Annotated in this window: 21 protein-coding genes and 1 pseudogene; 15 read left to right on the top strand and 7 right to left on the bottom strand. The window is 51.7% G+C overall.

Annotated elements, in window-relative coordinates; translation table 11 throughout:
- Positions 1–61 precede the first annotated feature (61 nt).
- Positions 62–1,513: an efflux transporter outer membrane subunit gene (locus F6R98_RS20700; protein ID WP_228124996.1), complete on the top strand. Its 1,452-nt coding sequence runs from the start codon at positions 62–64 to the stop codon at positions 1,511–1,513.
- Between the two features lie 144 nt (positions 1,514–1,657).
- Here the strand turns inward: F6R98_RS20700 and F6R98_RS20705 are convergent, their stop codons facing one another.
- Positions 1,658–1,936 (bottom strand): PhzF family phenazine biosynthesis protein, encoded by a 279-nt coding sequence (locus tag F6R98_RS20705; protein ID WP_153250701.1) that lies wholly within the window; start codon positions 1,934–1,936, stop codon positions 1,658–1,660.
- A gap of 221 nt (positions 1,937–2,157) precedes the next feature.
- Between F6R98_RS20705 and F6R98_RS20710 the strand changes: the two genes are divergently transcribed.
- Together F6R98_RS20710 and F6R98_RS20715 are read left to right on the top strand one after the other, a co-directional pair.
- Positions 2,158–4,434, top strand: coding sequence for a type VI secretion system Vgr family protein (locus tag F6R98_RS20710; protein WP_153250702.1), 2,277 nt, complete (start codon positions 2,158–2,160; stop codon positions 4,432–4,434).
- A 130-nt stretch (positions 4,435–4,564) separates the two neighbouring features.
- Positions 4,565–4,870, top strand: a complete 306-nt coding sequence (locus F6R98_RS20715) for a hypothetical protein (RefSeq protein WP_153250703.1) — start codon at positions 4,565–4,567, stop codon at positions 4,868–4,870.
- Here the strand turns inward: F6R98_RS20715 and F6R98_RS20720 are convergent.
- Together F6R98_RS20720 and F6R98_RS20725 are read right to left on the bottom strand one after the other, a co-directional pair.
- Positions 4,862–5,137 (bottom strand): hypothetical protein, encoded by a 276-nt coding sequence (locus tag F6R98_RS20720; protein ID WP_153250704.1) that lies wholly within the window; start codon positions 5,135–5,137, stop codon positions 4,862–4,864. The two genes, F6R98_RS20715 and F6R98_RS20720, sit on opposite strands and share 9 nt — an antisense overlap.
- 226 nt (positions 5,138–5,363) lie before the next feature.
- Positions 5,364–5,804: a Spy/CpxP family protein refolding chaperone gene (locus F6R98_RS20725; protein ID WP_194270052.1), complete on the bottom strand. Its 441-nt coding sequence runs from the start codon at positions 5,802–5,804 to the stop codon at positions 5,364–5,366.
- A 187-nt stretch (positions 5,805–5,991) separates the two neighbouring features.
- On the opposite strand from F6R98_RS20725, the gene F6R98_RS20730 reads away from it, so the two are divergent.
- A complete protein-coding gene (locus tag F6R98_RS20730; RefSeq protein WP_153250706.1) occupies positions 5,992–6,678 on the top strand; it encodes a response regulator transcription factor in 687 nt (228 codons plus the stop codon).
- A 2-nt stretch (positions 6,679–6,680) separates the two neighbouring features.
- Positions 6,681–8,186 carry a HAMP domain-containing sensor histidine kinase gene (locus F6R98_RS20735; protein WP_153250707.1) on the top strand — a complete coding sequence of 502 codons (1,506 nt, stop codon included), beginning with the start codon at positions 6,681–6,683 and terminating at the stop codon, positions 8,184–8,186.
- Between the two features lie 19 nt (positions 8,187–8,205).
- Here the strand turns inward: F6R98_RS20735 and F6R98_RS22945 are convergent, their stop codons facing one another.
- The 3 genes from F6R98_RS22945 to F6R98_RS20750 are packed head-to-tail and all read right to left on the bottom strand — an operon-like array spanning position 8,206 to position 8,833.
- Positions 8,206–8,406: a hypothetical protein gene (locus F6R98_RS22945; protein WP_407079267.1), complete on the bottom strand. Its 201-nt coding sequence runs from the start codon at positions 8,404–8,406 to the stop codon at positions 8,206–8,208.
- 8 nt (positions 8,407–8,414) lie between these two features.
- Positions 8,415–8,564: a hypothetical protein gene (locus F6R98_RS20745; RefSeq protein WP_153250708.1), complete on the bottom strand. Its 150-nt coding sequence runs from the start codon at positions 8,562–8,564 to the stop codon at positions 8,415–8,417.
- Entirely contained in the window at positions 8,537–8,833 is a 297-nt protein-coding gene (locus tag F6R98_RS20750) for a transposase (protein ID WP_153250709.1), read from the bottom strand. Before F6R98_RS20750 ends, F6R98_RS20745 begins: the two co-directional genes overlap by 28 nt.
- A 613-nt stretch (positions 8,834–9,446) precedes the next feature.
- Between F6R98_RS20750 and F6R98_RS22950 the strand changes: the two genes are divergently transcribed.
- From F6R98_RS22950 to F6R98_RS20775, 6 genes and pseudogenes are all read left to right on the top strand, one after another.
- Positions 9,447–9,638, top strand: coding sequence for an addiction module antidote protein (locus F6R98_RS22950; RefSeq protein ID WP_407079268.1), 192 nt, complete (start codon positions 9,447–9,449; stop codon positions 9,636–9,638).
- Between the two features lie 7 nt (positions 9,639–9,645).
- Positions 9,646–9,822 (top strand): annotated as a pseudogene (locus tag F6R98_RS22325) (ISNCY family transposase); the annotation flags it as partial.
- Positions 9,823–9,841: 19 nt separating this feature from the next.
- Positions 9,842–12,226, top strand: a complete 2,385-nt coding sequence (locus F6R98_RS20760; protein WP_153250710.1) for a fatty acid cis/trans isomerase — start codon at positions 9,842–9,844, stop codon at positions 12,224–12,226.
- 152 nt (positions 12,227–12,378) lie between these two features.
- Entirely contained in the window at positions 12,379–16,077 is a 3,699-nt protein-coding gene (locus F6R98_RS20765) for a pyridine nucleotide-disulfide oxidoreductase (RefSeq protein ID WP_153250711.1), read from the top strand.
- Positions 16,078–16,163: 86 nt separating this feature from the next.
- The gene (gene yjgA / locus F6R98_RS20770; RefSeq protein ID WP_194270053.1) at positions 16,164–16,697 is read left to right on the top strand and encodes a ribosome biogenesis factor YjgA; all 534 of its coding nucleotides are present in this window, start codon (positions 16,164–16,166) and stop codon (positions 16,695–16,697) included.
- A 231-nt stretch (positions 16,698–16,928) separates the two neighbouring features.
- The gene (locus tag F6R98_RS20775) at positions 16,929–18,602 is read left to right on the top strand and encodes a L,D-transpeptidase family protein (protein WP_153250713.1); all 1,674 of its coding nucleotides are present in this window, start codon (positions 16,929–16,931) and stop codon (positions 18,600–18,602) included.
- 265 nt (positions 18,603–18,867) lie between these two features.
- Here F6R98_RS20775 and F6R98_RS20780 read toward each other — a convergent pair whose 3' ends face one another.
- Positions 18,868–19,083: a hypothetical protein gene (locus F6R98_RS20780; RefSeq protein ID WP_153250714.1), complete on the bottom strand. Its 216-nt coding sequence runs from the start codon at positions 19,081–19,083 to the stop codon at positions 18,868–18,870.
- 73 nt (positions 19,084–19,156) lie between these two features.
- On the opposite strand from F6R98_RS20780, the gene F6R98_RS20785 reads away from it, so the two are divergent.
- The 4 genes from F6R98_RS20785 to F6R98_RS20800 all read left to right on the top strand — a co-directional run bounded on the left by F6R98_RS20785 (position 19,157) and on the right by F6R98_RS20800 (position 20,881).
- Positions 19,157–19,546: a PilZ domain-containing protein gene (locus F6R98_RS20785; protein ID WP_153250715.1), complete on the top strand. Its 390-nt coding sequence runs from the start codon at positions 19,157–19,159 to the stop codon at positions 19,544–19,546.
- A gap of 226 nt (positions 19,547–19,772) precedes the next feature.
- Positions 19,773–20,093, top strand: coding sequence for a BrnT family toxin (locus F6R98_RS20790; protein WP_228124997.1), 321 nt, complete (start codon positions 19,773–19,775; stop codon positions 20,091–20,093).
- Positions 20,062–20,316 (top strand): CopG family antitoxin, encoded by a 255-nt coding sequence (locus F6R98_RS20795; RefSeq protein WP_153250716.1) that lies wholly within the window; start codon positions 20,062–20,064, stop codon positions 20,314–20,316. Before F6R98_RS20790 ends, F6R98_RS20795 begins: the two co-directional genes overlap by 32 nt.
- A gap of 208 nt (positions 20,317–20,524) precedes the next feature.
- Positions 20,525–20,881, top strand: a complete 357-nt coding sequence (locus tag F6R98_RS20800; protein WP_153250717.1) for a hypothetical protein — start codon at positions 20,525–20,527, stop codon at positions 20,879–20,881.
- Positions 20,882–21,024 lie beyond the last annotated feature (143 nt).

Here is a 21,024-nt window from a genome sequence, read left to right on the forward strand (position 1 = left end):
ATGTCGTGGATGGAGAGCGTAATCCAAAATGTTCTGTAAGGAATTGAAAGAGACCCGAGCCGTGCCATATAAGTTACTCTCCTATTTTCTATCTCTGCTTATCAGCCTGCTGCTGAGCGGATGCCCCGCCGTCGGCCCTGACTATGCGCGCCCGGAAACGCCGGTCGGAGACGAATTCGCCAACAAATCCGCTCCATTTTCGGCCTTGAGCCAGACCGACATAGCCTGGTGGAAGCAGTTCGACGACGATAAGCTCAATCGGATTATCACGCTGACGCTGGCGCATAACTACGATCTGAAAGCCGCTCTCGCCAATATCCGCGAAGCGCGTGCGCAGTACGTCGAGGCGGCGCTGGATTTTCTACCGACCGTCACTTCGCACGCCAATTACACCATGCAGCAACGCAGCTACAGCTCGCTCGGATCGAGTAAGGGCATTGCGCCGACCAATCTGAACCTTTACAACACCGGTTTCGACATGGCCTGGGAGCTGGACATATTCGGGCGTATCCGCCGCAACGTGGAAAGCCGGGATGCCGATATCGAGGTGGTTGAAGCGCAGGCGCGCGATGTCATGGTCAGCGTGATCGGAGAAGCGGCGCGCAATTATTTCGAGCTGCGCGGTTATCAGAACCAGCTGGCGGTTGCGCAGAAGAACGCCGAAAATCAGGCCAAGACCTTCGAAATAACCCAGCTGATGCTCGAAGGCGGGCGCGGCACCGAGCTGGACACCTCCAGGGCGGAAGCGCAGATGAAAACCACGCAGGCGATAGTCCCGCCGCTGGATACCGCGATACGCAAGGCGATACACCGCCTGAGCATACTGACCGGGCAATTGCCCGATGCGCTGACCGAGCAATTGGCTGTCCCGCAAGCCATCCCGCGTCATCCCGATGTTCTGAATATCGGCAACCCCACCGAGTTGCTGCGGCGGCGGCCTGATATACAGGCGGCGGAGCGCACCCTGGCCTCATCCACCGCCCGCGTCGGCGTTGCGGTTGCCGACCTGTTTCCGCGCCTGTTTTTTAATGGCGTGATGTCGCTGGAAGCCGGCGCGTTGATGGGGCTGGGATCGGCAGGCTCTACCGCCTATTCGCTCGGCCCCAGTCTGCGCTGGGAATTTCTGAACATCGGTCGCGTGCATGCGCGTATCGTCGGCGCCGAAGCGCACGCGGAAGCCAATCTGGCCCGCTATCAGCAGGTGGTATTAAACGCGCTGGAAGAAACCGAAAATGCGCTGGTCAACTACCGCAATCTACGCATTCGCATGGAGCAGCTCAAGCTGGCGGCGAGCGACAGCCTGGAAGCCACCGAACTGGCGCGGCTGCGTTATCGCGAAGGCGTATCCGACTTTCTGAATCTGCTTGATGCCGAAAGACGCCTGCTGGAAGATCAGGATCGCCTGGCCAACAGCCAAACCTCGGCGGCGGCGGCCCTGGCTACGCTGTACAAGGCATTGGGCGGCGGCTGGGAGGTGGATGAAAAAGCGATTAAAGAATACGATCATCTTTAAAAACGCGTAATTCGCGAAACATTATCTTCGTAGGAGCGGGCTTTAGCCCGTAAAAGAAGCCGCTCGCGGGCTAAAGCCCGCTCCTACGAAGTTTCCTCCGAATGATCATGTTGCAATTTCTTTCAAGCGCGAAGAGTGTCCTGCTTAAAACATCTCCACATCAATCTCCGCATCCATAAACGTCACTGCATGTCCAGACAGAATAACGCGATCGCCGTTCATTTCGCATAAAACCTCGCCGCCGCGTTTGGATGCCTGCCATGCGGCCAGCGTCGTTTTGCCAAGCCGGGACGACCAATAAGGCGCAAGTTCGCAGTGCGCCGAGCATGTAACGGGATCTTCGGAAATGCCGAATTTAGGCGCGAAGAAACGGCTTACAAAATCGTTGTCCGAGCCCTGTGCGGTTATGCATACCCCGCGCAAACATCAGAAGGGCGCTCCTCCCGTGCCGCGCATCTTGCTATGGAAAGGTTTTTCATCGCTCTGTTAATGAGTTACATCAGACTGTAATCTTATTAACGTACAGTGAATGTCCAAGTATGAATGCAGACGTAACCTTCTGCATTCATACTTTTCGCTTAATATTCTCATAATGATAAAACAGCGTTTCATCGTTTAAAAACCCATTTATTCAAAGTCTTACCATGATAACTACTGCCCAAATATCAGGAACGGAGCGTTACTTCGGCTTTGAAGCCGCCAACTTTCCGCCCGATACTTTTCAGGTGGTGCGCTTTGAAGGTGAAGAATCCATCTCTGAACTATACCGTTTCGAGCTGCTGTTGGCCTCCCGCGATGCGGATATTAATGAAACCACGATTGTGGGCATAGCGGCAAAATTCAGTTTGGATGACGGCTATGATGATAAAAAGCCGACGGTTTACTACGGACTGATTCAACAATTTACCCTATTGTATAAAATTGATGGCTGGGTTTTACATAAAGTGGTACTGATGCCTAAACTATGGAAGTTGGATATGTACCATTTATCCGAAGTCTACCTTGATAAAACCCGCCAGGAGATTTTTATCTCCGTGCTATTGAACGGCGGATTGAAGCTTGACGATATTGAAGTTCGGATACCTCAGCCGCCGGAACCATTAAAATTGGCTTACACCTGCCAGTATCAGGAAAGTTATCTGACTTTCATTGCGCGCTGGTTCGAACGTCTAGGAATCTATTGGTGGTATGAAGAAATTAACGGACAAGAAAAAATAATATTTGCCAACAACAAGCTGGCGCATACCGACCGGGCCATGCGGTTGCATTATCTACCGCCAGGAGAACTTGATGACGCGCCTATCTTATCGCGCAGGATTCAAAGCCTGATATTCGATACCCAATGCCTGCCGCGCAAGGTTTTACTGATGGGATACAATCAGAAACGCGCGAGCCAGGAAGTTCGCGGATCGGCGGAGGTGGATGAGAAGGGTATCGGGGAAGTTTATTTGTACGGGGAATTACTTAGGAGCGATGACGATGCCGAAAAAGTAGCGCGTTTGCGCGCCGAGGGCATCCGCTGCCGTGGAAAACAATATCACGGCAGCAGCAACGCGACCGGTCTGCGTTGCGGTCACTTCATGGAAGTAAGCGGTCACTTCCGGGCCGGCTGCAATCGCCGCTTCCTGGTGACTCGTGTACGCCATCAGGGTTCTCAGGCGCTCAGCCTGTTTGAAAAACTTAGAATCAGAACGCCGGAGCCGGCGGAGCAGAATTTCACCGATGACTTCTATGTCGCCGACTTTACCGCGATTCCATCGGATGTACAGTTTCGTCCGGAGTTGCGTCATCCCATTCCACGTATCGAAGGTACGCTGAATGCATTTATCGACGCGGAAGGCAGCGGGAAATATGCCGAGTTAAACGAGCGTGGCGAATATAAAGTGCAACTGCCGTATGATATTACAGATAAAATTACCAACAAGGGCTCGGCATGGATACGCATGGCCTCGCCTTATGCCGGTTCCGACCACGGTATGCATTTCCCGTTGCACAAGGGCACGGAAGTGCTACTGTCTTTCGAAAACGGCAACCCGGATAAACCGGTTATTCTCGGCGCTGTATGCAATTCTCTTTATAAGAATGTCGTTATAGATGAAAATCAAAAACATTCCGTGATTCAAACCGGAGGCGGTAACAGCCTTGAATTTCATGATAACGAGGGCGCGCAGGGAATTCATCTGTTCTCACCGGTAAGCAACACAAAAATCAGCATAGGCGCGCCGTTACCCGAAGCGAAAGGGGGCGGTGCGGATGCTACTGTTTATGGAAACAGTAATCCCGGTGCAGGTTATAATTGCGGTGGAGCTTATTTTTCTACCAGCGGCGATATGAACTTTACATGTGAAAATTCGTTTTCTAATATTTTAGGAACAAAAACCTCAAATGTCTTAGGCGTTAGCACTTCAATGTATGAGGGGCTTTCTACTTCTACTTATTTGCTTGGAGCATTTTCTACTTATATTGGATTTTATAAACCTACTGTTTTAGGTTACAAATACGACAACATATTCGGAGTTTCATTTAAAGGTGTTTATGGTACCAACACCGATGTAATAATTGGAGACGCCTTTAAAGTCGTGACAGGAGTTACGATGGAGGCTTTTAAAACCAAGGTAAGCGAAGCTAATAGCAAGCTGGAGGCGGCCAACTTTTTATCAGTTACATGCAATATAAAAGCCACACAGAATAATATAAAAACCGCTGCTAATGCATTTAAAGAAGAAAAAAGTGGCGTAGAAAAGAAAGCTGCGGCAGTTAAGTCGGAAGAGATTGCAACCAAGTTTTCAAATGTTATAACAAAATTGGATGAAACCGCAACAGAAGTATCAAATGTAGCCGCGAAAGTTGAAACACTTGGCACCGAAGTGACCGATATACAAGTGGCTATGAAAAGTGGCGTTCAAATTTTGGTGCCATAACACGGCGGTTAAAAACGCAGTAGATGGAGTTGAAATATAGTTATTCTGCCCTGCTAAAATATTTCATTCGTTCTAAAGTTTTTCAAATTACTTATTTGCGGTTATTTTTCATAAATTAAGGAGTATCGTCGTGCCGGTAGCTGGAATATTTGAGGTTAATGTAAAAACACCGATAGGTGAAAAAACAGGCATTCTTGAGCTTGTAGTTACCAATGAGGTTTTATCCGGCACGCTTACGGGCGCCAAAGGTAGATTTGATATAACTGATGGGACGGTAAGCGGCGGAAATATAAGTTTCAACGTGAATATTGACACACCTGCCGGAAATATGAAAGCCCATGTAACAGGCGCTGTTGAAGGTGATGTTTTAACCGCGATTGCTCAATTACCGATAGGGTCATTGGAGTTATCAGGTCTACGTAATCCTTCATTTTGAGTATATCTGATCGAAAATGCCGCCGTCGCTGAAATGTTTTTTCTGCGCGTTCGCCCAGTCGCCCGCTGTCTGCTTGACGGTCGGCAATTTCAGCTCGGGAAATTCGCCGCGACTCTCCTGCAAAATTGCAGCTAAGCTGGGACGGAAATAATGTTTGGCGATCAGCCGCTGTCCTTCACTCGACCATAAATATTTCAGATAGGCCTCCGCCGCCTCGCGCATGACTTTTTTGTCGACTATCGTGTCGACACCCGACCAGGGAGGCATAAGGGCAGACCACTGTTTAAAAAGGCAAGTAAACCATGGTCTGTCCCCTATTGCGTGTCTTTTACCTCATCCACGCCTTGTAAGCCGCATCAGCTATCGGATCAGGAGTTTTTCACCATCCTGCTAAGTCCATCATTACAGCATTCCATAATCTGTTGTTGCGACAAGCCCTCCCGAACCTCATGGCATTTCCAATGCCATGAGGAGAGATTATTGGACTTTTCCGCTACTCACACCGGGTTATATTGCTCTGCAGCTTCCGCTTTTGCTCGTCAGTCAGTAGTTTATAAATTGAATTATCCACGGTCGCTTTAAATATACTCAACTCTTTATGCAGAGATGCGGATTTGTCAAGCAAGGTCTGAATCTTTTTGTCGCTGAAATCATTCGAAAAACTCAGGCGATGCAGTTCCTCTTCAACTTTTTTTATTTCTTCCAGTTCTGGATCGAATTTGGCGCGGCTGTTATTTAATAAATTCTTGACATCCTCTTGTTGCTGGGCTGACAAATTGATACCACTCAAGAGTCGAGGAAAATGATCTGCTCCTTTGCCGGCGTGGCGATGATGATGACGGAAGTCACCATAAGCAGATCCTTCATAAAATGGCGGCTCCGCCAGCGCCATGCACGGTAATAACAAGGCCGCTATCATTAATGAGTTACGCATATAGAAATCTCCATTCAGGTAATTTAAATATATCGGAACACGTCTGGTCCCGGCGATTAAATTATGCATCCCACAAATGTAAATTGGCGTTAACGTAATGTAAGCTTTGGTAAACCTCGACTTTCGCTGCTGACTGAGGGCCCCATGTCACGTTATCATGCTATGCAAAAACATTAAGGTGACCGCAGTGACAAAAATTTTAATGATCGATGACGACGTGGAGTTGGTTGAACTGTTCAGGGATTATTTACAGACCGAAGGTTTCCAGCTCGATTTCAGCCATTTCGGTCTAAGTGGCTTGCAACTGGCCTTAACCGGAGCTTATGAACTGGTAATGCTCGACATCATGCTGCCGGATATTACCGGCACTGAGGTATTAAACCGAATACGGCAGCAAAGCCGGATTCCGGTGCTGATGTTTACCGCCAGAGGCGATGATGTAGACAAAATTATCGGTCTTGAATCCGGCGCGGACGATTACGTACCCAAACCCTGCACCCCGAGAGAACTTGTCGCACGCCTCCGGGCCATCTTAAGACGCACCAGTTACCTGGAGGATATCGCCACCGATTGGCCGGTTATTGCCGGCCCGCTGAAAATCTGGAGCGAAAGGCGCAAGGCATCCTGGTTCGACAAGGAACTGGAACTAACCAGTACCGAATTCAACCTGCTGGAAACCTTGGCGAACAATTTCGGTCGAGTCGTAACCAAACAGAAGTTGTCTGAAAGTAGCCTGGGGCGTCCTTTGGCCCATTTCGATAGAAGTATCGATGTTCACATGAGCAGTATCCGTCAGAAACTGGGGTGCCAGAGCGATGGCCGCTCTTATATACAAACCGTGCGCGGGCAGGGCTATCAATTAATTAAGGGTTGAATATGGGGCGATTATTCTGGAAGTTCTTTCTTGCTTTCTGGCTTGCTTTACTGTTGGCCAGCATCGGCGCCGGTACCGCCGTCTGGTTAAGGCATCAAGTTGAAACCGGCAATGACGAAATCGCCGGGCCGCTTAACGAAGCGATTGATATAAAACACGCAGCATCTTTGCTGCAAGTCGCCGAACTCGCCAACCGCTACGGAGGTTCCGAAGAGTTGCGCAGTTTTCTGGATAAATTGCGTTCATCGCATTTGCCTGCCGTCTATGCGGTAGACGATGAGGGTAACGAGATTCTGAAACGAAAACCGGACCCCAAAGCCGTTCAGCAAGCCCGCAGTCTGTTTTTAAACGGAAATAATCCTGATGCCGTTCGCCTGGTTTCTACAAAGGATGGAAATCGCTATTTATTATTTTTGCCTGTGTTCAAGCATGGCATAGTGATGCATCCGCCACATAACAGTTCGGGCAATGATGCGCATCAACGTTTTACCATAATTCCGCCGCCCCCCATCCCCATGCAGGACGGAACAGGTTTACCGGAACTCCTTGGACCAACGGCGTCATCACAGCAGCACGGACACCATGGCCGATTTGATCATAGCGCGCAGCGTTCGGAGCTGTTGCCGGTTTTATCCGGGTTTTTTGCCAGTTTGGCATTCAGCTTTGCACTAGCCTGGTATTTTGCCAAACCCATACGCCGGTTACGCCAGGCTATAGCCAGCCTGGCCTGCGGCAATCTGGATGTCCGCGTTGCCGATGCAATGGGTAAGCGGCGAGATGAACTCTCCGATCTCGGCCGCGACTTCGATCATATGGCCGAGCAAATTAATCATCTGGTACATGCCCAGCAACGGCTGTTACACGATGTTTCTCACGAATTGCGCTCGCCGCTGGCCCGAATCCAGGCTGCAGCCGGTCTGGCTCAACAGCAGCCCGAAAAATTGCAACCCAGCCTGACGCGTATTGAACGCGAATCGCAGCGCATCAGCGATCTGGTCGGCGAATTATTGGCTTTATCCCGTCTGGAAGCCGGCATTTCCGGTAGTAATATGCAAGAGATCGATCTGTGCGGTTTGTTGGAGGAAATCGTCGCCAATGTGAGTTTTGAAGCCGAGCAACGCCTGGTGCTGATCCGTACTGAAGGTCTGCGTGAAATGCTGGTCACCGCGTCTGGGGAGTTGTTACGCCGGGCTATCGAGAATGTGCTGAGGAATGCAGTGCAACATTGCCGGAATGGCGGAGAAGTAGACGTAACGTCAGATTTCGATAACAAAACCCGATTGTGGCATCTGCGTATTGATGATCAAGGACCTGGCGTTGCAGAAAGCGATTTGACTGAAATTTTTCAGCCATATTTTCGTGGCGGCAACTCCGAAAAGCACCAAAGCGTAGGCTTGGGGTTGGCGATTGCCAAGCGAGCCATATTAGCCCACGATGGAAAAATCAAGGCCTGCAACCGTCCGGAAGGCGGTTTGCGCGTCGATATGGAAATTTTATTTACAGAATAGCTTAGGTTCTGTTGACGTATCACCGCAACCAAATGAGAGCTGAGACGAAGTGAAGGAAGGCCATGTAGTTGCGAGCTGTTTTTTCAAAACGCGAAAATATTCGTCGATAATGTTTGATTTTGTTGAAGAAGCATTCAATCAGATGGCGTTCTTTGTAAATAAACCAATCGCACTCGCGTACCTTGTTTCGATTGTAGCGCGGAGGAATGACGGCTTTCATATCTCTCGCTACGATGGCCTGGAGCAGCGCATCGCTGTCATGCCTTTGTCGCCGACAAACGCACGCGCACCCGCCGGCGTCAGCGCCGGCAAGGTTTCGGCCTGTCCGATGTCACTGGCCTGCCCTCCGGTCAGTACGAATTCGAGCGGATTCCCCAAGGCTTCGTCCCGGCGTTGCCGCCCGCCGCGCCACCGGCGCAGGGATGAGCCCGGTTGATGGTGGAGTCGATAAACACGCTTTGCAAATCAGGATGATGGATGCATCCGGCGAACAGCGACTGCCAAACCCCATGCTTGCTCCAGCGGGAAAAACGCTTGAACACGGAGTTCCACTTGCCATGCGCTTCCGGCAGCAAACGCCATTGCGATCCAGATCGAAGAATTTGCAGAACGGCAACCAGAAAGGCCCGGCACTGTTCCCCGGACATGCCGATGTTTCACCAGTATGGGATAGATAACGCTCCAGTCTTCGGGGCTAATGTCGAGTCGGTCAGCCATTTTCGAAATGGTTCCAGCTTCACTGATGGCGCGTGCTAATGTCAACAGAACCTAGGCATTTCGGCACTGAAGTGTCTAATCGCTCAATGGATACACATTTATCCATCAAGCGTGCCAGAACATGGGACAGACCGTGCCGTTTTGTTATGTGGGTATTTTATGATTGCAAATAAGCCAACCAATCATTGTGATCATATAGTATGACGGCCTACCAAGACGCATAACCAATACCCGGCTGGATGGGCAAAAATGTCCACATACAAAACATTTGATAGGGTGTAAGCGTTCGATTAGAATTATTTATGTACTCGATCAAACCTCTTCCAGAATTTACCACTTGGCTGAACAGCCATTGCAAGACGGTATGACTCAGCGCCGGGCGGCAGCGATAAGTCTACGCAGACCGCAGACATTGCCAGGGCCGTGAAACGCGCGGTTCATATTGAGGATTAAGCCATGACCAGGAAAATTCGTGTTGCCGATCTGCCTGAATTTGATGTGACGGAATAGCATGGAAGCTATCTGGCGATAGCAGAATACCTGATGATCGTGCTGAAAGAAAATGACCCAGCACTATTGGCCGCCGCGCGTGGCGTGACTGAAATTGCAAAATCTTCTGGCTTGACACGCGAGGCGCCTTATAAGTCGCTGCGACCTGACGCACAGCCGCGTTTCGATACGGTTGCCAAAGTTTTTAGAGCGCTTGGGGTTAGAGCGCGTGCGGAGGCGGGTTAATCACCTGAAAAATCAGTTTCGCTTTATCCTCCATCATCAGGTTATGGAGTAGCAAACCGACGATCAGGTAGCCGTCAGTATGGTCGAGGAAAGCCAAAACCGATTTCCCACTTTACGCATAGCGAGCATGGACAAAGGTTTACATAGTCCTGTCAACCAGCGCGCTCTCGCGGAAATATTGGACCTTCCAGCTAGAAAATAGCATGCAAAAGATTTTCTCACTGCTTTGCGCGCTGATAGTAATCAGTCCGTTTTTGGGAGGATGCGAGCCTCCGGGACAACTCAGATCAAACGAGCGCTTTGGTCCGTCAGCGGTAATCAACCGCAGTACCCCGGTCCTGCTGGAAAAAACATCTGCAATCGATTACGAGCGCGATATCAAGCCGATACTGGATAGCCGTTGCGCGGTGTGTCACGGTTGCTACGATGCGCCCTGCCAGCTTAACCTGACCGCCTTTCCCGGAGTTGAGCGCGGCGCAAACAAGGCGCGCGTTTACGACGGCACGCGCCTGCTGGCCGCCAATCTGACCCGATTATTCGATGACGGGCGCTCCGTCGGCGATTGGCGGTCGAAAGGTTTTTCCCCGGTGCTGAACGAACGCAAGCAAACGCTTTTTGTCAACACCGAAAATAGCGTGCTGGCGCGCATGCTGATGTTGAAGCATTTGAATCCGCTACCCAAAACAGACCGCTTGCCCGACAGCTTCGACTTTTCGCTGGACCGCGACAGTCAGCAGTGTCCAACCGCTGAAGAGTTCGACCGGTTTGCCGGCGAGCATGCGCTGTGGGGGATGCCCTACGGTCTGCCCGGTTTGAAAAAAAACGAGGAAGACGCGCTGTTGCGCTGGCTCAAGGCCGGCTCTCCGTATAAACCTCCGGAGCCGCCGGGCGGCGTGTTTCAGGCGCATATCCAGCAGTGGGAGGCGTTTTTCAATGGGGACAGCTTGAAGCAGCGGCTGATGAGTCGTTATATTTTCGAACATCTGTTTCTCGCCAATCTCTATTTTGACGACGTTGCGCCGTTGAGTTATTTTCAATTGGTGCGCTCGAAAACGCCTCCCGGCGTCCCGATTGAATTGATCGCGACGCGCCGTCCGTACGACGATCCCGGCGTTGCGCGGGTATATTATCGGCTCCGGCCATTGCCGGGCACCGTGCTTGTCAAGACGCATTTACCTTATGCGCTGAACAGCCGGCGCATGGAGAAATACCGAACCTGGTTCCTCGACAACATTTCCACCGTCAATTTCCTGCCGTCCTACCGGCCGGAAGTGGCGTCCAATCCGTTTGAGACTTTCAAGGATATTCCCGTCAACAGCCGTTACCGTTTCTTGCTGGACGAAGCGCAATTCATCGTAATGGGCTTCATGAAAGGGCCGGTATGCCGGGGTCAGGTGGCGCTGAACGTAATAGACGACCGATTTTGGGTTTTCTTTGTCGCCCCGGAGAAAAAGCTAATGCCCGAAGCCGAAGCGTTTCTGGCGCAGGAAAGCAATAATTTGCGTTTGCCCAGCGAAGAAGGCAGTGAAATCGACCCGTTGTCGTCCTGGCTGAAATATTCCGCATTGCAAAACAAATACCTTGAATCGCGCTCCGCGCGTTTGACGCGGCTGTTCAAGGAAGGAAACGGCATCAACCTGGATTTGATCTGGAATGGCGATGGAGTCAATTCGAACGCGGCTTTGACCGTTTTTCGTAATTTCGACAGCGCTTCCGTCGTCAAGGGGTTGATAGGCGAATCGCCGAAAACGGCATGGGTGGTCGATTATACGCTGCTGGAACGCATGCATTACCTGCTGGTCGCCGGTTACGACGTATACGGCAACATCGGTCATCAGCTCGCCAGCCGGCTCTACATGGACTTTATGCGCATGGAGGCCGAATTCCATTTTCTTGGGTTTCTGCCGCAACAAGCGCGGGTGGAAGAACGCGACTACTGGTATCGCGGCGCCAGCGACAGCGTAAAGAATTATATTTTCGGCAATCGTTACAATGTCGATTTGCAGACGGCGATACGCTATGCCGGCAATAAGCCCAAGGAAGAGTTCTTTGGCATGTTAAAACAGCGATTATCGCCGGTTCTGGATCGGCGGCACGAGATTGCCGGAGATGCGGATCAGTTTGTCGCCGAACAATTGGCGCGTCTGGTTAAAACCCCCGGTTTAAGCGCTTACTGGATGCCGGAAACCGCATTTCTTCTCGTCGAGAACGACGACGCTGCCGAAAAGAGCAAACTGATCGGTATCTATACGCTTATCCATGATGATGCGCATAGCAATATTTCACAGCCCTTTCGGGAAAGCAACAACAGGCTTCCGGAAGAGGACCGCTTGAGTATCGCCAAAGGCATCATCGGCGCTTATCCGAATGTTTTTTTAAGGGCGCCCAAAAGCCGGCTCAGGGAGCTGGTTATCGAGATGCAGCATCTGAACAGCGAAAGCGATTATCAAGCCTTGTTAAGTAAGTTCGGCGTTCGCAGGACTCACCCGGATTTTTGGCAAATCAGCGATAGCATGCATCGGGAGTATGGCGCGACCGATCCGGTTGAAGCCGGCTTGCTGGACTATAATCGCTATGAAAATCGTTGAACGCGGTCTGTAAAACTGTGGTTTATCCTGCTCGCCATAGTTTCAGCATGTTTGAAGCGCGTAGTTAAAACAATCAAAACCTCGATTCAATGAGTCAAGCTGGTTTAGAATAGCAGGTTTGTTCACATCAGGAATGGATGGTGGTAGTCGTTATGAACACATCGAATAAGAATCTGCCGGCGGAAACCAGCGCGGCGCAACTGACACTGGGCATCCCCGGCTTTGCTTATGCCGATTTGTACGACAGCGCGCGTTTGCAGGATTTAACGGCGGTTTTCAACGCCAGAACGCAGGCGAATGATCCGGACGGTTATCAGGCGCTGGAAGACTACCGCTGTTCGGGCGGCGAAGGACTTACTCCGGAACAAATTTCGGAAGTCATCGTCCGCGTGGCGCCGCATGTCGGCGATTTTATCGCGGAACTGTTTCAGGTACGTGACGTGCGTGCGGAACAACAAGCCGAAACTCAAGCCGAGTTCGATAGCATTTTTGCGTTTCGCACAGAGATTGTCGGCAAGCTGGCCGCTCGCTTCAAGGGCGTCGACATCAGTTCCTGGCACATCGACACGCTACGCAGGCAGTTCAAAGACATCAGCGCGGCATTGATTCCGCTGGCGCAGCGCGATGCCGATCTCGAAAAAGCGGTTGCCGCACTCGCGCTACAGATTCATTTGCTGGTCTCGATGGAAACACCGGATGCGGACGCGATCGCCAAGCTACGCCACGCATTGAGCGTATCCACCGATATGCGCGAGCTTTCCGCGCTGGACGATGCCGCGCTGCTGGGTACTCTTCATGACCTGATATTGCGCTGGAGCTACGCGGCTACCCAGGATAATGCGCTGAAACACGATGTAAGCGATTGGGTCAGTTTCAAAACGCCGGAAAAAACCGATTTCAATCATCTGGTCGAACACGAAACCATTGAACGCGGCGGCTACAAGGCCTGGGGCGTCGCGCCGGAGCACCAGCGCCGCCGCGACGGCTTTGCGTTGACCGATCCGCGCTTTCCACTGCGCAAGGTGCTATACGAAGTCGATCATTGTATCTATTGCCATGACCGCGACACGGATTCCTGCTCCAAGGGCATGCGCAACAAGAAAGACGGCAGCTTCAAGACCAATCCGCTCGGCGTCACCAACAGCGGCTGTCCGCTGGAAGAAAAAATTTCCGAGATGCATGTGCTGAAGCGCAGAGGCGACAATATCGCCGCGCTGGCAATCGTCGCCATAGACAACCCGATGTGTCCCGGCACCGGCCACCGCATCTGCAACGATTGCATGAGGGGCTGCATTTACCAGAAAACCGAGCCGGTCAACATACCCCAGATCGAAACCAATGTGTTGACTTCCGTGCTGTTCATGCCGTGGGGCTTTGAAATCTACAGTCTGCTGACGCGCTGGAATCCGCTTAACGTCAAACGTCCCGTTGCTCTTGCCTATAACGGCAAAAACGTACTGGTGGCCGGCATGGGGCCGGCAGGCTACACGCTGTCGCATTACCTGCTGAACGAAGGCTTCGGCGTAGTAGGTATCGACGGTCTTAAAATCGAGCCGCTGCCGCCCGAACTGGTCGGCAACGCCGATACCCCGCCGCGCCCGGTTTTCGATTTCAACGAACTGTACGAAGATCTGGACAAGCGCGTGATGCTGGGTTTCGGCGGCGTAGCCGAATACGGCATCACCGTGCGCTGGGATAAAAACTTCCTGAAAGTGATTTATCTGAACCTGCTGCGCCGCGCCGCGTTCCGTTGCTATGGCGGCGTGCGTTTCGGCGGTACCCTGACAGTGAACGAAGCATGGGACATCGGCTTTGATCATATTGCGATTGCGTCCGGGGCGGGCAAACCGACCGTCATCGACCTGAAAAATAATCTGACGAGAGGCATACGTAAAGCGTCTGATTTCCTGATGGCGCTGCAACTGAGCGGCGCGGCCAAGGAATCGACTTTGGCCAATCTTCAGGTACGGCTGCCGGCAGGCGTGATCGGCGGCGGTCTGACTGCGATCGATACCGCCACCGAGCTGCTGGCCTATTACCCGGTGCAGGTGGAAAAAATTCTGCACCGCTATCAAAAACTGGTAGGAGTGTACGGCGAGGACAGCGTGCGCGCAAATTATGACAGCGAGGAATTGCTGATACTGGATGAGTTTTTGGGACACGGCCGCGTTATTCAGGACGAACGCGCTCGCGCAGCCGCTGCCGGCGAAAAGCCGCATTTCCAGCCCTTGCTGGCGCAATGGGGCGGCGTCACGATGTTTTACCGCAAAGGCATCAAGGACTCGCCCGCCTACCGGCAAAACCACGAGGAAATCGCCGAAGCGCTGGATGAAGGCATCTGGCTGGCGGAAGGCATGAGTCCGCTCGAAGCTTTGGAAGATCAGTACGGACATCTGTCGGCTGTCGTATTCGAAACGTTGGAGGAGCAGGAGGGCCGCTGGCGTAAAACCGGGGAGCGGGAAATAGCGTTGCGCAGCCTGTTCGTCGCGGCGGGCACTTCGCCCAATACCATCTACGAAAGCGAACATCCGGACACCTTCGTGATGGATAAAAAATTCTATCAACGCCATGAACCGCAAATCACTGCGGAAGGATACGTGCTGGCGGCTACGGCCGATCGCACCGAACCAAAAATCGGCAAACCGGCGCCTTTCACTTCTTATCAGCGCAATGGCCGCTACATCACTTTTTACGGCGACAATCATCCGGTCTACGCCGGCAACGTGGTCAAGGCCATGGCCAGCGCCAAACACGGCTATCCTTATATCGTCGACCTGTTCGCCAGGGTGCTTGCCGCACAGAACGATGAGGGACAGGCCGAACGCGACAAGGCGCTTACCTGTTTTCAGCAGCATCTCGACTCCGCGCTACGCGCGCAGATTGTTTCCATTACCCGGCTAACGCCGACCATAATCGAGGTGCTGGTGAAAGCGCCGCTGGCGGCCAAACACTTCCGGCCGGGCCAGTTCTACCGGGTACAGAACTACGAAGCGCTGGCGCCGGTGCGCGAAGGCACGGTTTTAGCCACCGAGGGATTGGCGTTGACCGGAGCCTGGGTAGACAAGGAGCACGGCCTGATTTCGCTGATTACGCTGGAAATGGGCAGTTCCTCGCGGCTGCTGGCGACCTGGAACCCCGGCGACGCGCTGGTGGTGATGGGGGTAACCGGCACGCCGACCGACATCCCGTCGGGCCAGACCGTGCTGCTGCTCGGCGGCGGCCTCGGCAATGCCGTGCTGTTTTCGATAGGCAAGGCTCTGCGCACGGCGGGCAATCAGGTTATCTACTTCGCCGGTTATCGCAGCAGCGAAGACGTATTCAAGGCGGAAGAAATCGAAGCCGCTTCGGATCTTATTGTATGGTCGGTCGATAATCGTCCCGGTAATACTGCGATCACGCCGACACGGCTTCAGGATAAAACCTTCGTCGGCAATATCGTCGAAGCGATGCTGGCTTATGCGCGCGGCGAGCTCGGCGCTACGCCTATCCATCTGGATGATGTCGATCACATCGTCGTCATCGGTTCCGACCGCATGATGGCGGCGGTCAAGGAAGCGCGCCGAGGGGTTCTGGCGCCCTACATCAAACCGCATCATGCCGCCATCGGTTCGATCAACTCGCCGATGCAATGCATGATGAAAGGCGTTTGCGCTCAGTGCCTGTGCAAACATATCGATCCTGAAACCGGCGCGGAAAGCTTTGTTTATTCCTGCAACAACCAGGATCAGGATTTGGACAGGGTAGACTTTCCGAATCTGCATGCGCGCCTGAGACAGAACTCTGTGCAGGAAAAGCTGTCTTCCTTATGGCTGAACTATTTGCTGAGCAGCAAAAAATTGGAAACGGCATAAGGTTTTCCTTCGTTGTACAGTCCCGCAGAATAGGCATACATCTACACATCCTGCGGGACTGCCAAACCAGCCAGGAGTTTGGGGCTATGGAACAATTTGAGAATGACGATGAGGGATACGCGTTCGCGGAACGGCCCAACAAGTCGGCCAACAAACGCGAATGTCTGGAGATGGAGGCCTTGGGCGAAGAGCTGACGGCGTTAACGCACGATCGGCTAATGAGCCTGGACTTGCCGGAAAAGCTGCTGAGCGCGGTACAGGAAGCGCAAAAAATCAGCCATGGCAGCGCCAGAAAACGCCAGCGCAAATTCATCGGCAAACTGCTGCGCAACACCGAGGTTGAGCCCATTCAGGCCCGGCTGGCGCATTACAAACAACTCAGCGCACTCTCGATCCACGATCAGCACCGCGTCGAACACTGGCGCGACAAGCTCGTCGCCGGGGACAACAGCGCAGTCAACGAACTGCTGGAAAGCTGGCCGGAAGCAGACCGTCAGAAAGTTCGTCAATTAGCGCAGGATGCAAAAAAAGAACAGGCGCTTGCCGCGCCTCCGAAGTCCGCGCGCTTATTGTTCCGGTACCTGCGCGAAATCATGTTACAGTCTGAAGATGAAGCGTAGAGGAAGCACTTGTTTGTTCAAGCTTACTATTTAACTGTCAATCATTAAAGGTAACTATTCAGCCAACGGAACCTGCACGGGTTTTCGGCGGAAAATGTTGTAGGAGCGGGCTAAAGCCCGCTCCTACACAGACAAGGCAACGGTAGCTGAATAGTTACGGATTTTGTTTGAATGCCTGAGAGTAGTTCAGTACGCCCCTAACTTAATCCCAAATACAGAACGAAAGCGCCTATGATTTTAACGACACTCAAAACGCCTGCAACTTTACTCGGTTATCTGCTGTTGCTGGCTGCAGCGTTTAATTGCAACGCCGAATCTTCGCAGCCGGCCGGCAATACTGAATCCGCCGGCATACAATCGCTGGTCGGCGAAGGCGTTCATCCCGGGCTGCACTGGGGTAAGTTCCCTGATTATCAGGCTCCGCTTAAGCAACTTTACGAAGGCAACGGCTATCAGCCGCTGTGGACTCAAAACGGAAAAGGGACGGCCCAAGCCAAGGCGATGATTGCCAGTCTGGAAACGGCGCATACGCGCGGTTTGAACAACGAGGATTACGATGCAGCCGTGCTGGGCAAATGGCTGAACGAACTCGAGGTCGACAAGGACCCGGCTGCCGCGCCGCAAAAAAGCGCATCCTTTGACGTAGCCCTCAGTTTGATGAGCATGCGCTACGCCTCCAATGTGTACGTAGGCCGCATCAATCCTCGTCATGTGAATTTTGGCCTGGATATCGAACCGAAAAAGCTCGATCTGCCGGCCATGGTCAAGCAGCTAGCCGCAAGCAGTAATCCCGATGAAATCATCGCCGGCCTGGAACCCAAGCTGCATCTGTACAGGCTGCTGAAAAATGCGCTGCATTCATTTGATGGACGCTCGTTGTCGACAACCAGCCCCGCGATCAATCTGCCGGCAAAATTTTCTCCCGGCGATCAGCATCCCGACGTATTAAAACTACGCCAGCTACTGCTCGAGGAAAAAGACAACAATCATTCCGAAGTGTACGACGACCAGCTGGCCGAGCGCGTCAAGGATTTTCAGCGCCATAACGGACTGGCGGCGGACGGCGTGATCGGTAAAGGTACGCAGGCGCAATTGAATATTTCGCCGGCAGGCAAACTCAAGCAGATTCAGCTCAGCATGGAACGTCTGCGCTGGCTGCCCGATCGGCTGGACGGGCGTTACATCATCGTCAACATCCCCTCCTTCGAGCTGTTCGGTTTCGATGCCAACGACGCGAAACCGGCCCTGACCATGAATGTGATCGTCGGCGAAGCCATAGACGGACGCAACACGCCGGTGTTTCATTCGGATATGACTTACATGAATTTCCGGCCTTACTGGAATGTACCCTATAAAATTGCCGCCAAGGAGTATCTGCCGAAACTGCTGAACAATCCCGGCTATCTGGAGCGCAACAACATGGAGCTGGTATCCAATCTTGCGCCCGGTTCCGCCGTCTATCAGCCCAGCCTGGACAATATCGAAATGCTGGCCAGCGGCGAAGTCAAGCTCAGACAGAAGCCCGGCCCCAAAAATGCGCTGGGACTGGTCAAGTTCGCGTTTCCCAACAATAACAATGTCTACCTGCACAGCACGCCGACGCCCAGCCTGTTCAAGAAGTCGAGGCGCGATTTCAGCCACGGCTGCATTCGTGTCGAGCGTCCGTCCGACCTTGCCGAGTATGTGCTGAAAGAACAAAGCGAATGGAGCCGGGAAAAAATAGATGAAGCGATGAACGGCGACAAAACCCGCACCGTCACGCTGAAGACGCCGATCCCGGTTTACATTTTCTACGCCACCGCGCTGGCTGAGGAAAACGGCGAAGTTCGCTATTTCCAGGATATTTACGGCCATGATCAGATATTGCAGGACTTGCTGGCGCGCGGTTTTCCATACCCGCCATAATCAAAAGCTTTGCATGCTGTTCATTCATATGGCTCGTCATACCGGCATGGATTGCCGGTATCCAATCGACAAGGATGTAACTCCGAAGCCATCCCTTCGGTTTCCGCTCAGGGCAAGTCGCTCAGGCTAGGCCATGACGTCTCGGTCCCGGCATTCCCCTTCGGCATGGACGCGCTCGACCGCGCTCGGGTTGTTGCCTTTGGCCCGGAACAGCTGGAAGAAACCGCTCGGCCAGCCGCCTACATACCGGAAAGGCTATGCCCGGCTAAATATCAGGGATATCGGCGTTTGGCATACATAGCGTCAGTGGGTCATCAAGAATAGGAACAAACCCAAATCGCGCGTAATACTTTGCCAGACCATCATCCTTTTCATCGACAAACAAGAAACTGCCGCCAATTAAGTTGAACGCAACTTTCGCCTGACGCACAGCATAGACAACGAGAAGTTCGCCAAGGTTCTCCACGACTACGTGCGGCATGCGGCAATGAGAAAATATGAAAAAAGAGTAGTATATTGACCGACCCTGTTTAAATTTCAAACGCGAAGAACACATGAATACAACAGATGCAATCAATCGCCGCCATTTCTCGCGCATACCTTTTCAGGTTGATGTGCTGTTACATTTCCATCCGGCACAAGAAATTCAAACGGCTCATTTGCTGGACATATCGCTGAAAGGTGCGCTGGTTAATATTATTCAATCCATCGCCAACACCTCTCACAGGGGAAAAATCTGCAGCATGGATCTTCAACTGGATGAGGGTGAAGAACATATCGTCATGGAAGGCAAGGTGGTTCATCAGGAAGGCCAATGCATTGGCATCGAATGCCAGCATATCGATCTGGACGGCATGACCAACCTTCGCCGATTGGTTGCTTTGAATATGGGCGACGAGAAACTGCTGGAAAGGGAGTTGGCCGAAATGTTGAAGTTGAAATAGGGGGCAACTCACGAAATGGAAAAAATAGCAGGCTAAGGTTGCGCCGAGGCTGGAATCCATCGGTATAGCGTTGGTACGGAAACAAGCAAGCAAGGGGCCAAGTCTAGTAGCAAAATAGCATTCCTTGTTACATTCTCACTATGTCCCACCCAGTCCGCAACTTATCTAGACATGACCCTATCGGTCCATCACATGGTTGACATTTGTATTTACAAATGTCAATGTTATGACTATGCAAATCCATGGCGTAACAGGTTTTGATTGGGATGACGGAAACGTGAGCAAGTGCCAAAAGCACGGAGTTTCTCTTTCCGAGATTGAAACCGCTTTTCACGGAGAAATGAAAGTTTTTCCTGATCTTGCTCATTCGCAAAACGAGACAAGATATATCGGACTGGGTAAGACGGAAGAAGGGCGCAATCTTTTTGTTTGCTTCACCTTGCGGCAACGCGAAGGGGAAGCTTATATCCGCCCCGTCAGCGCGCGCTACATGCACCGAAAGGAGGTTGAATATTATGAAAAAGCAATTACCCGTCCTCAACACTGACAAAGAAGCCGAGGATTTTATCGGCCAAGCCGATCTGACAGAATACGACTTGTCTTCTCTAACTCCCGTCCGCTTTGAATTTCAGCCAAAGGAACGCAGCATAACCATGCGTCTGTCCGAATCGCTGCTCGAAGCCATCAAGGAGGAAGCAGGACGTTCAGGGATACCCTATCAACGGTTTATCCGTCAAACGCTCGAAAACGCAGTGCATCCTAAACGCTAGAACTAAAAACAGGCGCGGGAGCCTTGGTCGTTCGTTTCGTCTCATGTTTGAGAGTATCGTGACCCCTGGAAGCCGCTAAAATCAAGGAGCGGGCTTCTGGACATCGGACAATTTGGCTCATTCTGTCCAATCACATCAAGCAGCCGTTACACGCCAACGAATTTTTGTGGTAAAAATACAATGCTACTAGACAAAGGTGAGATAACTTATGGCCGCATGTAAAAAATCCGCATCAGACGCGTCGAATGAGATAAAAAAGGCGATTTCATTGGCTTTCTATGACGAGTTTAAAAAAGGAAATATGGACTATTGTCCAAATGGAATTAATAAAACTTCGGCAAAAATGACTATGAATTGGCTTGACCATATGCTATATCCAGGAAAGTATTCAAAACCTTGGGGTCGAGGATGTAGCCTTATGCAATATAGCGTTATCTTAGAAAAAATCACACAGGATCATGGTAGTCAGAGAGCAAAAGAAGCGGCATTATCACAAATGGAGTATTGCAAAAAATATAAAAAGCAATCCCATCTAATGATATTAGAACGGTTTATAAATATTTAAAAACTCTATTGTCTTGCGATAATAGCCATACAAGCTTTGTCATGCGTAAATATGAGACAAAACGGCACGAACTGTCTAATCGGTAAACATGAGACAATTTGTGCCGTTTTGTCTGATTTTTCAAAATCCCCGCCTGCGGCGGG

Origin of the sequence: Candidatus Methylospira mobilis (genome assembly GCF_009498235.1) — a bacterium.
Classification (GTDB): Bacteria; Pseudomonadota; Gammaproteobacteria; order Methylococcales; family Methylococcaceae; genus Methylospira; species Methylospira mobilis.

Coding starts and splice junctions, on each gene's coding strand:
- F6R98_RS20710 (WP_153250702.1), top strand. CDS start 2,158: ATGATAACTACTGCCCAAATATCAGGAACGGAGCGTTACTTCGGCTTT.
- F6R98_RS20720 (WP_153250704.1), bottom strand. CDS start 5,137: ATGCCTCCCTGGTCGGGTGTCGACACGATAGTCGACAAAAAAGTCATG.
- F6R98_RS20725 (WP_194270052.1), bottom strand. CDS start 5,804: ATGCGTAACTCATTAATGATAGCGGCCTTGTTATTACCGTGCATGGCG.
- F6R98_RS20735 (WP_153250707.1), top strand. CDS start 6,681: ATGGGGCGATTATTCTGGAAGTTCTTTCTTGCTTTCTGGCTTGCTTTA.
- F6R98_RS22945 (WP_407079267.1), bottom strand. CDS start 8,406: ATGAAAGCCGTCATTCCTCCGCGCTACAATCGAAACAAGGTACGCGAG.
- F6R98_RS20750 (WP_153250709.1), bottom strand. CDS start 8,833: ATGTCCGGGGAACAGTGCCGGGCCTTTCTGGTTGCCGTTCTGCAAATT.
- F6R98_RS22950 (WP_407079268.1), top strand. CDS start 9,447: ATGATCGTGCTGAAAGAAAATGACCCAGCACTATTGGCCGCCGCGCGT.
- F6R98_RS20760 (WP_153250710.1), top strand. CDS start 9,842: ATGCAAAAGATTTTCTCACTGCTTTGCGCGCTGATAGTAATCAGTCCG.
- F6R98_RS20765 (WP_153250711.1), top strand. CDS start 12,379: ATGAACACATCGAATAAGAATCTGCCGGCGGAAACCAGCGCGGCGCAA.
- yjgA (WP_194270053.1), top strand. CDS start 16,164: ATGGAACAATTTGAGAATGACGATGAGGGATACGCGTTCGCGGAACGG.
- F6R98_RS20775 (WP_153250713.1), top strand. CDS start 16,929: ATGATTTTAACGACACTCAAAACGCCTGCAACTTTACTCGGTTATCTG.
- F6R98_RS20780 (WP_153250714.1), bottom strand. CDS start 19,083: ATGCCGCACGTAGTCGTGGAGAACCTTGGCGAACTTCTCGTTGTCTAT.
- F6R98_RS20785 (WP_153250715.1), top strand. CDS start 19,157: ATGAATACAACAGATGCAATCAATCGCCGCCATTTCTCGCGCATACCT.
- F6R98_RS20790 (WP_228124997.1), top strand. CDS start 19,773: ATGACTATGCAAATCCATGGCGTAACAGGTTTTGATTGGGATGACGGA.
- F6R98_RS20795 (WP_153250716.1), top strand. CDS start 20,062: ATGAAAAAGCAATTACCCGTCCTCAACACTGACAAAGAAGCCGAGGAT.
- F6R98_RS20800 (WP_153250717.1), top strand. CDS start 20,525: ATGGCCGCATGTAAAAAATCCGCATCAGACGCGTCGAATGAGATAAAA.